Annotated in this window: 8 protein-coding genes; 5 read left to right on the top strand and 3 right to left on the bottom strand. The window is 63.0% G+C overall.

Annotated elements, in window-relative coordinates; all coding sequences use genetic code 11:
- Positions 1–180 precede the first annotated feature (180 nt).
- Positions 181–1,467, top strand: a complete 1,287-nt coding sequence (locus JSS27_07640) for a glucose-1-phosphate adenylyltransferase (GenBank protein MBS0208809.1) — start codon at positions 181–183, stop codon at positions 1,465–1,467.
- Between the two features lie 78 nt (positions 1,468–1,545).
- Positions 1,546–1,971: a YraN family protein gene (locus JSS27_07645; protein ID MBS0208810.1), complete on the top strand. Its 426-nt coding sequence runs from the start codon at positions 1,546–1,548 to the stop codon at positions 1,969–1,971.
- Between the two features lie 4 nt (positions 1,972–1,975).
- Here JSS27_07645 and JSS27_07650 read toward each other — a convergent pair whose 3' ends face one another.
- A complete protein-coding gene (locus tag JSS27_07650) occupies positions 1,976–3,340 on the bottom strand; it encodes a formylmethanofuran dehydrogenase subunit B (GenBank protein ID MBS0208811.1) in 1,365 nt (454 codons plus the stop codon).
- 180 nt (positions 3,341–3,520) lie between these two features.
- On the opposite strand from JSS27_07650, the gene JSS27_07655 reads away from it, so the two are divergent.
- Positions 3,521–5,098, top strand: a complete 1,578-nt coding sequence (locus JSS27_07655; GenBank protein ID MBS0208812.1) for a hypothetical protein — start codon at positions 3,521–3,523, stop codon at positions 5,096–5,098.
- A gap of 153 nt (positions 5,099–5,251) precedes the next feature.
- Positions 5,252–6,433: an FIST C-terminal domain-containing protein gene (locus JSS27_07660; GenBank protein MBS0208813.1), complete on the top strand. Its 1,182-nt coding sequence runs from the start codon at positions 5,252–5,254 to the stop codon at positions 6,431–6,433.
- 107 nt (positions 6,434–6,540) lie between these two features.
- Here JSS27_07660 and JSS27_07665 read toward each other — a convergent pair whose 3' ends face one another.
- The gene (locus JSS27_07665; GenBank protein ID MBS0208814.1) at positions 6,541–8,667 is read right to left on the bottom strand and encodes a S9 family peptidase; all 2,127 of its coding nucleotides are present in this window, start codon (positions 8,665–8,667) and stop codon (positions 6,541–6,543) included.
- A gap of 312 nt (positions 8,668–8,979) precedes the next feature.
- On the opposite strand from JSS27_07665, the gene JSS27_07670 reads away from it, so the two are divergent.
- On the top strand, positions 8,980–12,507 hold the full coding sequence (locus JSS27_07670) for a protein kinase (GenBank protein ID MBS0208815.1): 3,528 nt from the start codon (positions 8,980–8,982) through the stop codon (positions 12,505–12,507).
- Positions 12,508–12,823: 316 nt separating this feature from the next.
- Here the strand turns inward: JSS27_07670 and JSS27_07675 are convergent, their stop codons facing one another.
- Positions 12,824–13,471: a DUF2726 domain-containing protein gene (locus JSS27_07675; GenBank protein MBS0208816.1), complete on the bottom strand. Its 648-nt coding sequence runs from the start codon at positions 13,469–13,471 to the stop codon at positions 12,824–12,826.
- Positions 13,472–13,692: the final 221 nt, after the last annotated feature.

The raw sequence follows: 13,692 nt of genomic DNA on the forward strand, positions 1-13,692 counted from the left end.
CAGCGAGTCTGCCGACCGTGGCGAACGGACAGGTGGTACGTCCGGGAATGGCCTCGTGATTTTTTCGGATTCTGTTACGGCAGCTAGAACCGGCCATTGGCTTTACATACGATGAGGACTGACGCCGCCGATCCCTGGGCAAAGGTTTCGCGGCTCGAGCATCGCAGGCAAGGAGCAATCATGTCGAATGTTGTGGCAGTCGTGCTCGGGGGCGGCCGCGGTACCCGGCTTTATCCGTTGACCAAGTTCCGGGCCAAGCCGGCCGTACCGCTGGCGGGGAAGTACCGGCTGATCGACATTCCGTTGTCGAATTGCTTGAACAGCGATATCAATCGCATCTACGTGCTGACCCAGTTCCTGTCGGTCAGTTTGCACCGACACATCCGTCGCACCTACAACTTCGACCCGTTCAGCGGCGGCTTTGTCGAATTGCTGGCCGCTCAACAAACGAACGACGCCACCGACTGGTATCAAGGAACCGCCGACGCGGTACGGCAGCACCTCCGCTACCTGCAGCAGCCGGGCATTGACTATGTGCTGATCCTGTCGGGCGATCAGCTCTATCGGATGGACTATCGGCAGATGCTCAAGACGCATCAAGAGAGCAACGCCGACGTCACCATTGCCGCGTTGCCGGTCGATCGCTCGCAAGCGGCCGGCTTTGGCATCATGCGTCTGAACGACGAAGGGCGCGTGATGGGCTTCCTGGAAAAGCCCAAGACCGAACAGGAACTCGAACACGTCCGAACCGACCCGGCCTGGATCGAAGCGCGCGGCATTCCCAGCCGCGGACGCGATTGCCTGGCCAGCATGGGCATCTATCTGTTCAATCGAGACAAGCTCGTTGATCTGCTGAGCAAAACCGACTACCACGATTTTGGCAAGGAAATCTTTCCGACGTCGATCCGCACCAACCGCGTGCAGGTCCACCTGTTCGACGGCTATTGGGAAGACATCGGGACGATCAAGGCGTTTTACGACTCCAACCTGCAATTGTGCCAGGCCAATCCCGAGTTCGACATGATGGCGGCGGCCGGCGCGATCTACACTCGCGCCCGGTTCCTGGCGGCGTCGCAGGTCTCGGGCGCGACGATCAAACGCAGCCTGATCAGCGACGGCTGCACGATCGACGAAGGGGCCGTCATCGAGAACAGCATCATTGGCCTGCGCTGCGTCATCGGCAAGAACGTCACGATTCGCAATTCGATCGTGATGGGCAACGACATGTACCAGATGCCCGAGGAAATCGAGGCCGACAAGAAGACCGGCAGGCCGCTGCTGGGCATCGGCGCCGGCACGTTGATCGATGGCGCGATCATCGACAAGAACTGTCGTGTCGGGTCGAACGTCCGCATCAAGAACGACCGGCACGTCCAGGAGACGCCCGACAGCGACATCGCGTTGATCCGCGACGGCATCGCAATCGTCCCCAAGGACGCCACGGTTCCCGACAATTGGCATTTCTAAGCAGTGAAGCTTGATTATGTACGTCAGACTCCTGGCGTCCGCCCTAGCCCCTAATCCCTAGCCCCTAGCCTCTCTTTCATGCGCTGGCTCGCCGAGCAGCTCGCGCGCTGGTTACGCCGCCCGCCGGTGCCGTTGGGCTTGCGCGGCGAGCGCTGGGCCGCGAAGTTCCTGCGTCGTCAGGGCTATCAGATCGTGGCTCGCGGCCAGCGCACCCGAACCGGTGAGATCGACCTGGTGGCCGTCGAAGGTCGCACGCTGGTGTTCGTCGAAGTGCGCACTCGCAGTTCGGTCGATCACGGCACGCCCCTCGATACGATCGGCCCCGAGAAGCAACGCCGCGTCACCCGCGCGGCGCTCGGCTACCTCAAACGGTTCGGGCTGCTGGGGCAGGCGACGCGATTCGACGTCGTCGCTCTCACCTGGCCGGTCGAGGCCCGCGAGCCGACGGTCGAGCACATTCGCGACGCATTCCCCGCCGTCGGGCCGCAAGGGCTATACAGCTAGCGTACTATCCGCCTCGTCGTATGAGCGCCGTCAGTCGCGTGAGGATTTCCTCGTCGCTCAAAAGCTCGCTCGACAGCACCGGCCTTAGCGGCAACGGCACTTCGTCCATGCGGTGAACCGTGCCACCGACCGACACGCCATAGGGTGCCGTGGCCAGCGCGATGCGCGCCTCGCGACGTGTGGCTGTGTCGCGACTGTCGATGCAAATCACCGGCAACTTGGCGAGCGCCTGTCGCGCCCGCTCGGGCCAGTCGGCCAGTGGATCGGCCGCGACGACCAGCACCACGTCGACTTCCCCTCGCTCGACCAGTTCGACGGCCGAGAACTCGCGACCGTTGTAGCGGGGAAACCCGCGGGCCAGGTTGACGGCAAATGGGTAGCCGGTCTGCCAGAGGATCACATCGTCGGCCCCTGCCGACCCGGCCGCGGCGCGAAGCGGCGTACAAACCGCGCGGGTGTGAGCGTTCAAGTCGCAGGCCAGCGCTTCAATCGCTTCGATGTTCAGCTCACGCCCCGGCCCAGCCGGCAATTCTTCGTCGAACACCAGGACGCCAAAGCTGGCTTGCTTTAAACGCTCGGCCAGCGTGCGCCACACGTCGAGCGCCACGCCCGTCTGACGCAACACCGTCGCTGCGTCCAGGGGCAGCCCGCGCACCAAGGCGCGCAAGGTCCAGAGCGCCTCGAAATCACGCCCTTCGGCCAGCGCGATAAACTCGTCGGCGCGCTCGGCCGTCGCGGTGCGCTCGGCGCCGATCACGATGCAGTATCGGTTGCGACGCCCCCCGGGCAGGAACTCACCGGGGGCGTCGAGCGAGTAACGCTCGAAGTAGCGCGGATGCGAAATCGCTGGGTCGCAGCGCCAAAACACGATCACGTCGCCGCGATGCCGGACCTCGCCCAGCGAGCAGGTCACCTCGCCGACGGCGTTTAGCGCCATGCCGGTCGGCCCATGTTGATGGCTGGTCGGCGTATCGAGGACCGCCCCCAGTTCGTCGGCAAGGGCCACCGCCTGACGCTGGGCTTCGCAGTTCGTTTCGCTCAGGCCATAGATCAGCGGCGACGTCGCGTTCGACAGCAACTTGGCCGCCTCGGCCAGAGCCGTTTCGAGCGTGGCCGGCCGACCGTTGATCTGAACCGGGGTCGCATCGCGCGCGGCCGTTACAGCGTTTCCAAACCACTCGCGCGCCAAGTCACAATTCACCGACAGTTCGACAATCGCCCCGTCGCGTGTGCCAATGGTCAGGTCGTCACACACGCAGCCACAACCGGTGCAGGGGACGTCGACCACTTGCGGTGCATCGGCCGGCTGGCCATTGCCGGCAGCCGGAGTGGTGGTGGAAGAACCAATGGCAGTCTTGGCGGAAGGCAAACGACAGGTCCAGGTTGGAAGTTGCAGCGGGTTCGCGAGCCCTCCCAGTATACCCCAAATCGCCGCACACTCCTGCGCCGTGGAGTCCGCCGATTGGCGGTCTGTAACGCCATCGCGTTATCATGGTGTCAGCTCCCGCCACCCGCCCGCATCGCCCCCCTCGCCGAAAGGGCCCTTGCCATGCCCACCTCTCGTCGCCGTTTGTTGCAATCGGCTGCCGGCGCTTCGCTTTTGGGCCTGGCCGATTTGAGCCCGTTTCGCCCGTTTGGAGAAATCGTCGCCCGCGCGGCGGAATCGACCGCCGACGTGCGCAAGCCGGTTCGCTTTGGCAACGACATCGAGCCAATCGTCCGCCTGCTCGAAACGACGCCTCGCGAACAATGCTTTCCGGCGCTGGTCGAGCAGTTGCGCGGCGGGCTGCCGTACGATCGCTTCTTGGCGGCGGTGTTTCTGGCTGCGGTGCGCAAGAACAACGCCGGACACGACGTCTACAAGATGATCTCGGTTCATCAGACGTGCCAGGCCGTCCGTCCCGAGGAAAAGCTGCTGCCACTGTTTTGGGCAGTCGATGTCTTCAAGGTTCACCAGGCCGATTTTCCCAGCGAGCCATTGGCCGAAATGACCGGCGCGCTCCCAGCGCCGGAGCGGGCAGCCGCCGACTTCGACGCCGCCGTGGCCAAGCTTGATGTCGACGGCGCCGAGCGCGCCGTGATTGCGCTAGTACGCGGCGGGCGGACGCGCGAGCTGATCGAGTCGATGTGGCAATTGGCCATTCGCAACGGCGGCATCGGCGGCCACGGCGCGATTCTGATCTCGAACTGCTTCCGCACGCTAGAAGTCATCGGCTGGCAGGAACCCGAAGCGGCGCTCCGCTTCGCCATCCAGGATTTGTTCCGGCTTTACAGCCGGTTGCTGCCCGACGGCACGTACGCGCCAAACGCGGCCCGAGTCGAGAAACATTTTGACACGCTCCCGCATGACTGGGCCGGCGGCGGCGTGAACCGCGCAGCCACGCTGGCCATGCTCGAATTGATGCGCACCGGCAAGCCGCACGAGGCCTGCGAGCTAGCGATTCAGCAGTTGCACGACGGCGTCGGCGCGACGGCCATCTGGGACGCGGCCCACCTGGGCGCGGGCGAGTTGATGGTCCGGCACGACACCGGCTGGGGCGTCGCCAGCCGCCCGGTGCATAGCAACACTTCGTTGAACGCCATTCACTTCGCATTCCGCACGACCACTTCGGATCGCGCGCGGTTGTTGATGCTGCTGCAAGGCGTCGGCTGGACCGCCGAAAAGACCCGGGCCGATGGGGCCAGCAAATGGCTGCGCGACATCGAACTGGTCCACTTGCCCGAGGCGTCGGTGCCGGAATCGAACGAAGAAGCGGTCGGCGAAATCTTTTCGCTGTTGCCCGAGCGCTGGTATTCGTGGGACGCCAAGACGAGCCAGGGGACGACGACGTACGGCGAGCGGGCCGACGCCGATTTGGCCTGCCGCAAGATGTTCCACCTGACGTCGCGCCGGCCCGAGGCGGCCGCGCTGTTCATGCAGCAAGCCCGGAGTTGGCTCTGTCAGAAGACGACGACCGACACGCACGATTTCAAGCTTCAGGCGGCGATTCTGGAAGACGCCGAGCGCATCAGCCCGATCTGGCGGCCGTACTTGCTGGCGTCGTCGATTCATTTCTTCCACGGCAAACAATCTCGCGACTATCCGACCGTGGAACAGGCCCGCGACGCGGTACGCAAACTCTCTTAATCGCGAGGTTTTGCCCCGGGGATGGCGGTCCCCGAGCTTTCGTGGCATCCTATGGTGCGTTTGCCTCGCATCGCTCGTGCGGGACGTTCTCATCCGCGGAAAAAATGCCACATGCCTATCCAGCAAAGATCTGACACTGCGACTACCGCGACATTGCGCTTCGCTTCGGCGATGTCTGAACTTCCTGACACCGCGGCCGCGGTCGAGGAAGTCTGCCAACAGGTGCGCGAGGGCCTGGGCCGCGGCGCCGACTTGGCGGTTTGCTTTGTCCCGCCCCACCACGGCCCGGACTTCGCGCCGATGTTGGAGCAAGTGCGCGAGGCGCTCGGCGCGCGGACCTTGATCGGCTGCACTGGCGAAGCGATCGTCGGTCGCGGGCGTGAAGTGGAAGGCACCCCTGCCCTGTCGGTTTGGGGCGCATGCCTGCCCGGCGCGACGATCCAGCCGATGCGACTCGAATTCGAGCGGACGCCCGAAGGGGGCGTCTTTACCGGCTGGCCAAGCGACTTGCCCGCCGCCTGGCCAACGGGCTCGGCGCTGATCGCGTTGGGCGAGCCGTTCACGTTTCCGGCCGATGCATTGCTGAAGCGATTGAACGAAGACCAGCCGGGCATTCCAGTCCTGGGTGGCATGGCCAGCGGGGCGCAGCGCCCCGGGCAGAATCAGGTCTTCTTGAATGGCACGGCGTACGACAGCGGCGCGGTCGCGGTTCTGCTGCATGGCGACTTCGCGATCCGGTCGGTGGTGTCGCAAGGTTGCCGGCCGATCGGCCGGCCGCTGGTGATTACCAAGTCGGAGCGCGAAGTCATCTTTGAACTCAGCGGCCGGCCGGCGCTGGCCGTGTTCCAGGAGGTTTTCGACGGCCTCTCCGCGGCTGAGCAGGAACTCGTCCAGAACGGTCTGCACGTGGGGCGAGTGATCAACGAGCAACAGGCCGCGTTCACGCGGGGCGACTTTTTGGTTCGCAATTGCATCGGCGCCGATCGAACCAGCGGGGCGATCGCCATTGGCGACCTGGTCCGCACCGGGCAGACCGTGCAGTTTCATGTTCGCGACGCGGTGTCCGCCGACGAAGATTTACGCGAGTTGTTGAGCGCGGCCCGACCGGCGATCGATGCCGGTTCGGCCGGCGCGCTGCTGTTCACCTGCAATGGCCGCGGAACGCGATTGTTTCCCGAGCCAAATCACGATGCCGCGGCGCTACGCGACGTGCTGGGGGACATCCCCGTGGCGGGCTTCTTCGCGATGGGAGAAATGGGCCCCATCGGCGGCCGCAACTTCTTGCACGGCTTTACGGCCAGCGTGGCGCTATTCACGCCAAAGGCACCCACGTGATCTTTAGCCTCCGGTGAGTCACCGAGGGCCGAATCGCAATGCACAAGGCCCCCGGTCATTGACCGGGGGCTAATGTCATTGAACAACGCGGCTCGAACGACTGATCATTACTTCGGCTGGAACTCTGGCATACCGAATTGCCATAAGTAGAACGACCAGACGTCGGCTTTTTCTTCGTGGCGCTGGGTGCGGGTCGAACCAATGCCGTGCCCCGAATGATAATCGACGCGAAACAGGATCGGCCGGCCGCTGCTGGTCGCGGCCTGAAACCGGGCCGTCGCCTTGGCCGATTGCCAAGGTTCAACCCGCGGGTCGTTGATGCCGTGGGTCAGGATCACGGCCGGGTACTTCGCGCCATCCTGAATGTGATGCAGCGTGCTCATTTCGAGCAAGCCGCGAAACTCATCGGCCTTGCTGACCGAGCCGAACTCGGGGACGTTGGGCGGGCCGTTCATCGTCGTCTCGAAGCGCAAGAGATCGACGCAGCCGACGGCGATGTTGGCGGCCGCGAACAGATCGGGGCGTTCGGTGATCGCGCGGCCGATCAGAATGCCGCCGGCGCTCCCCCCCTTGCCGGCCAGGCGCTGTGGCGAAGTGTAACCGGCATTAACCAGATGCTCGGCACAGGCGATGAAGTCTTTCCAGGTGTTCGGCTTGGTCGCGCGGCGACCCGCGTGGTGCCACTCCTTGCCAAACGCGCCACCGCCGCGCACATGGGCCACGGCCGCCACGCCGCCACGCTCGAACCAGGCCAGGTTCGTCGGGTCGAAACCCATCGACGCGATCATGCCGTAAGCGCCGTAGCCCGAGATGATCGTGGGGTTCGAGCCGTCGAGCTTGATATCGCGGCGATGAATGATCGACAGCGGCACGCGCACGCCGTCGTGGCTGGCGACCATCACTTCGGTCGAGGTGAGCCAATCGGGAGCGTCGAATTGCCCCCGTGGCAACAGTTTAGTGTCGGTCAGCGCGTTGCTCGCCGGGTCATACTGGTACAAGCTTCCCTCGCGCGTCCACGAGTGGGTGCGCACCAACGCGCCGGGCAGGTCGGCCCGGATTGCTTCGACGTGTCCCGAAGGCTCGTCAGCCGGCAGCGCGATCGGCGTCGGCTTCGCGTCCGACGCGAACGGTACGCGCAGCAATCGATGAGGAACGCCGTCCAAGATGCCCACGTAAAGCGCGTCGGCCGCCACGGCCACCGAATCGACCACAGCCACGCCCGGCGCGATCACGACTTCGGCCTTCGCCAAGTCGGGCGCGGCCAGCGGCGCCCGAACGACCTTGAAGCGCGGCGCATCGTGGGCCGTCAGCAGGTAAATGTCGTCGCCCTGGACGGCAAAGCTGGTGACCAGATCCTCGCGACCACAGACCTTCGTCCATTTGATGTCTGGCGAACCAAGCTGGCCGCGACGCGCGGCATAGAGGGTGATGTCGGTCTCGTCCCCGTGCTTGATCTGACCAATGGCCCACTCGGAACCAATCGGAATCAACACCGCCGGAAAGTCCATCTCCCCCATCGCCGGCGAATTGGTCGCGCCGTTGCCGAAGAGGTACACATTCCGGTCCACGTCGCCCCCGAGCCGGTGCAGGAACGCCTGGGTGAACTTGTAACCTTCGGTCGCGGGGGCGTCGTCGGGCAACTTGCGCCGGCGGCTGTAAGTGAAGGCTCGGCTGTCAGGCAGCCAGGCCGGCAGGGCGTATTCGCTTTCCAGCCGGTCGATCGTGTCGGGCAAGTCGCGCTCGGCGGCCAGGTCAAACACCTTCAACGAGGTCTGTTCCGAGCCCGATGCCGCGAAGCCATACAGCAGCTTCGAACCATCCGGCGCGACGCGATAAAAGCTGAGCGTGAAGTGATCGCTGGGGTCTTGCTTGGGGAACTTCTCGGGATCGATCAGCAGCCGCTCGGCCCCGGTGCGACCGTCGCGCAGGTAGACCTTGGCGACGTTCTCGCTGGCCAACTGCTTGAAGTAGAACAAGTCGCCGTTCGGCCGCCGCGTGATGCCGAACAATGTGAACGGCGTGCCGGCGTCCAGTTCGTCGATCCGCTTCAATAGTGCCGCGCGGCCAGGAATGGCGTGCAGCGTGGCATCGGTGTAGTCGGCTTGCCGCTTGACCCAGGCTTGAACGTCCGGGGCCTTGAAGTCTTCCATGTAGCGATACGGGTCGGTGATCCGTGTGCCGTGGTAGTCGTCGACCACCGGTTTGACGGGCGCGGCAGGAGGGGCTTCGGCCATGCAGGTCTCGCAATGCAAAAAGCAGAAAGTCAGACACGACGTAATGAGCAGGCGGCGATTCATGTTTTCGATGGCGCTATGAATGGGAAGGTGGCGTGAAAGGGAAGGGCTGGATTCTACGCGGCCTGGGGCCAGCGTACTGCAAATAGGGAACTGGCGCCGCCGCTTCTGAACAGTGGCACGCGCCCTAAGGCCAAGACATGCGACGAAATGCCCGGAATCGCGCTGGCCAAATGTTTTTACTCCGATTAGGGGGCATGTATAATCGAGACCGGCCTTTTGCACTCGGACTCCGCGCTGGAAATCGATCTCGTGGCAACTGACCTCAACGCCGTCGTCAAGCAGCTCGCCGAGTCGAGCATTATTTCGACGGGCAAGCTCGAAAAATTCGTGCCCCCAAAGGCCAATCCACAGACCGGCGACGAGTTGATTGCCGAGTTGGTCAAGTCGGGCGAGCTGACGCAGTTTCAGGCTACGCAAATCAAGGCGGGCAAGGCCAAGGCGCTGATCCTGGGCGAGTACACTATTACCGATCGGATCGGCGCCGGCGGCATGGGGCAAGTGTTCAAAGCGATCCACCGGCGCATGGAGCGCACGGTCGCGGTCAAGATGTTGCCGCCGACCATGACCCGCGATGCCGCGGCGCTGGCGCGGTTTCAACGCGAAGTCGTCGCCGCCGCCAAGCTCAGCCACCATCACATCGTCGCCGCTTACGACGCGGGGCAGGCCGGCGCGGCGCACTTTCTGGTGATGGAATTCGTCGATGGGCGCGACTTGTCGGCCACGGTCAAGAAGGACGGCCCGTTGCCGGTGTCGAAAGCGTTGAATTGCATCTTGCAGGCGGCGCGCGGACTGGAGTTCGCCCACCGCAAAGGGGTCGTCCACCGGGACATCAAGCCGGCGAACTTGCTGCTCGACATCGAGGGGACGGTCAAGATTCTTGACATGGGGCTCGCCCGCATCGAATCGCCCGGGGGGGCCCAGGCCGAGTTGACCGGGACCGGGGCCGTGATGGGGACGGTCGACTACATGAGCCCCGAGCAGGCGATGAACACCAAACACGCCGACGCGCGGGCCGACATTTATAGCTTGGGCTGTTCGCTGTATTACCTGGTTGTCGGCCGCGCCGTGTACAGGGGCGAAACGGTCGTCGAAAAGATCTTCGCCCACACGCAACAGCCAATTCCGTCCCTCCACAAAGAGCGCCCCGAGGTGCCCGAGCAGCTTGAAGCGGTGTTCACGCGGATGGTGGCCAAGCGGGTCGAAGATCGCTACCAGACGATGGGGGAAGTGGTGGCCGACTTGGAGCGATGCCAGGGGGCCGTGTCGGAGTCCGGCTTGTCGAACTCTGGTTCGTGGTCCTCATGGTCGTCAACCGTCGACTCGGCCGATCTGTCGGTGATGATGGCGCACCAGCAGCTCAAGGCGATCCATTCGCCGGAAACATTCATCCAGACGGCCGACCCGCGAACCCAAAAAGCGATCGCCAAGCAGAAGACCGCCGGCCAGGGGAAGCCGCCCAACAAGAACGTGCCGATGCTCGTCGGCGCCGGGGGGGCGGGATTCGTGGTGCTGGCCTTGGGGCTGTGGTGGTTTGTTTTCCGTGACAAGCCAGGGAACGAAGTCGCCCGAGTCGAGGCCCAACCGGGTGTCAAAGTGCAAACCGCCCCGGGCACGACGGTGGAATTGAGGCAGGACGAAGGGCAGACTACGTTCCAACTTGGACGGGTCACGACGTACAAGACGCCGGAGTTCAAGAACTGGGTCGCCGTCGCCTCGACGCTTGCGCCCGAGAAGCAACTCGACGCGGTGCGCAAGAAGCTCACGGAACTGAACCCTGGGTTCGACGGTCAACTCACGGGTTTCGACGGCAAGGGTGTGCCGAAAATCGAATCCGGCGCCGTCACCGAGCTGGGCATCTATCTCGACCGAGTGCTCGACATTTCTCCGCTGCGAGCCTTGGCGGGTTTAAAAGTCTTCAGTGGCAAGGTGGCTGGTCAAACACGAGTCACCTTTTCCGACTTGTCACCGCTCGAAGGGATGCAGTTCACGAACCTGATGATCTACAACACGTCGGTCATCGATCTGTCGCCGCTGCGTGGCATGCGACTGACGCGGCTGAATATCGGTTACTCGCTGGTTGCCGACCTGTCGCCGATCAAGGGGATGCCGCTGACGTATCTCTCGGTGCTCGGGACGCCGGTACGGGATCTTTCGCCATTGGCGGGCCTGCCGTTGCAGACGTTTTGGTGCGATCGCTCGACGGTGGCTGACCTGGCTCCGCTAGAACAGTGCCAGAGCCTGGCGATCGTCCAAGCCAAGACGACGAAGATTTCCGCCGCGGGCGTGGCCTCGCTGCAAAAAGCCCTTCCCAATTGCAAGATCGAATGGGACGGGGCGGCAATGGCGGCGTCAGCCGACGATTTCGCACCCCTATTCAACGGCAAGGACTTGACCGGCTGGAAGACCGATCCAGCGTTCCCGGGCAATTGGCGCGTCGAGAACGGCGTCCTGACTGGCACGGGCGGCAACACCTATTTGTTCACCGATCGCGGTGATTACACCGATTTTCATCTTCGCGCTGTCACGCGCGTCGGCCCGGGAACGAGTGCCGGCTTGTACGTCCGCGCGTCGATCGAACGGGACGCCGCGGGAAAGACGAAAGGCCCCTATGCCTCAGGCTACCAGGCCAAAATCAACGCCAGCAGTCCGATCGATTCCCACAAGACCGGCAGCATGTACATCATGCGCCCCACCACCAATGCCACCGGCAATAAATTGACGGAATCGCCGGTGCCCGCTGACGAGTGGTTCACGCTCGATGTGATTGCCGAGGGGAATCACCTGGTCGTGCAGGTGAACGGGACGACGACCACCGACATTCGCGATCCGTCCAACTTTCACCCCCGGGGGGCCGTGGCCCTGTTCATCTATCAGGGGTCAGCCCCGCTCGAATTTCGGTCAATCGAATTGCGCGAGCTCAAGCCGGGGGCGAACGCGGGCGCGGCCAAGCCGGCGCTTGCCTACACAACGCCGGTGTTCCAACAATGGGTGGCCGAGACGCAAAAGCTGTCGGCCGAACAGCAGCTCGCAGCGGTCAGCAAGAAGCTGATGGAGTTGAACCCAGGGTTCGATGGCCAGTTCACGCCGGCCGCATGGATGGCGGCTTTTACAATCAAAAGTGGCGTGGTGATTGGGTTGTCATTCTCGTCGGACAACGTGACCGATATCTCTCCCGTGCTGGCGTTGCCAGGGCTGATCAATTTGGACTGCTCGGCGGTCAACAACCCCCGAAAAGCGGCCTTAACTGACCTTTCACCGTTAAGTCGCACGTCGTTGCAAATGCTGCGTTGCAGTGAAACGCGCGTATCCGATCTAACGCCGCTCGCGAACTTACCGCTGACATACTTGGGCATCAGCGGCACGCCGGTGGCCAATCTGGCCCCGATTCGCGGGCTGCCCCTGACTGGTTTGGGTTGCAATGGCAGCCAGGTTTCCGATCTCGCGCCCCTGCGCGGGATGAAACTAACGCATCTCAACCTTGATGCTTGTAAATTGGTCTTCGATCTCACGCCGCTGGCGGGCATGCCGCTTGTCAGTTTTCATTGCGCCAATACCAATGTAACGGACTTGTCTCCAGTGTCCCGTGAGTCGTTGGTGGACTTAAGTTTTTCACCCGCCAAGGTCACTCGTGGCATCGAGGCGATTCGTGCTTCGCCGGTTCTGAAGCATTTGAATGCCAGCTCCGCACCTACCACGATTCTCCCCGCCGCCGAGTTCTGGAAGAAGTACGACGCCGGCGAGTTCGGAACAGGAAAGGGGCGAGGGGCGAGGGACTAGGGACTAGGGACTAGGCAAGCAGCAGCTCGCCTACACGGACCCGGCTTTCCAGAAGTGGGTCGAGGAGACGCAAAAGCTGCCGGCGGACAAGCAGCTCGCAGCGGTCAGCAAAAAGCTGATGGAAAAGTAACGGCCGGGCGTCGCAAGTTGCCCGCCAGCCGACACCTTCGCCACGAACGCCGCCTCGGCCCGCGTGCTACTCCAAAGCGGCTTCACCGCAGCAGGACTGCGACGAATGCCCGATCAGCAAGGCGGCACGTTCATCGACGCCCGTGCGTTCGGGTTGATACGCGCCGAATAGCGCTGCCCGAGAACTTCACCCAATGAGCTCCTTGCAGCGGGGATAGTTCGAGCAGCCCCAGAACTGCCTCCCGGCATTCTGCCCCTTCGAAGCCGTGCGCCTCACCATCGGAATGGCACACTTCGGACAGAGCGGCGACTGTCCCCTGCCGGTATCGACTACGATGGGCGGAGCGTCATCATGACTGCTCAAGTAGGGAGCCAATTCCGCCAAAAGTAGATTCGGCTCATACGCCGCTTTTGCAACGCAGCGGACTAACGGCAGTCCGGCAACCTGGAAGACTTGATCCACAAAATGGTCTCGTTCGACTCGATCGAGGCGTTGGTGGCTTCGGTCATCGAGTTCGATGCCGAAAAGCGGCTTCATCGTCGTCGGGTGGCAGCAAAGAAAATCGACGTGCTTACGGTCGATCTTGTTGCGATACGCTTGATTCTCGTGGGGTCGAGCGACAAAGACGATGTCGGCTAGATTGACTTTTGCCAAGACTTCGACACGCCCTTTGACCACCAGTCTCAGCACCCGGTAAAAGGAAAGCTCGGCGGCCGACAGAAAATCATCCCGCTTTCGATACGGCATCTCTCGCGTGACTTCCGCGGGGCCGAGCCGAATTCCCAACAGCGCTAGAATCGCTGTCACACAGCCTGGTGGCTGGGAATGCTTCATGTTCGCCTCACCTTGAGGTTTGCTTTACCAGTTATGTCAGCCGGCGGCCTCTCCAGTCTCTCATTGCTCCACTCCAAGGAGAACTCGCAAGAGTTGCGCGCAGCGGAAGGGCCAAATAAAAAGGGACCAGCAGCGTGTTGCTGCTGGTCCCAAAGCTTACTCGGAAAAGTAGAAAACTGGGGAACTAGGATTCGAACCTAGACTAAAGCGTCCAGAGCGCT

The sequence above is a fragment of the Planctomycetota bacterium genome (assembly GCA_018242585.1).
Classification (GTDB): Bacteria; Planctomycetota; Planctomycetia; order Pirellulales; family PNKZ01; genus JAFEBQ01.

Excerpts from the sequence above, each read along its gene's own strand:
- JSS27_07655 (MBS0208812.1), top strand. The coding sequence starts at position 3,521 with ATGCCCACCTCTCGTCGCCGTTTGTTGCAATCGGCTGCCGGCGCTTCG.
- JSS27_07675 (MBS0208816.1), bottom strand. The coding sequence starts at position 13,471 with ATGAAGCATTCCCAGCCACCAGGCTGTGTGACAGCGATTCTAGCGCTG.
- JSS27_07640 (MBS0208809.1), top strand. The coding sequence starts at position 181 with ATGTCGAATGTTGTGGCAGTCGTGCTCGGGGGCGGCCGCGGTACCCGG.
- JSS27_07645 (MBS0208810.1), top strand. The coding sequence starts at position 1,546 with ATGCGCTGGCTCGCCGAGCAGCTCGCGCGCTGGTTACGCCGCCCGCCG.
- JSS27_07665 (MBS0208814.1), bottom strand. The coding sequence starts at position 8,667 with ATGGCCGAAGCCCCTCCTGCCGCGCCCGTCAAACCGGTGGTCGACGAC.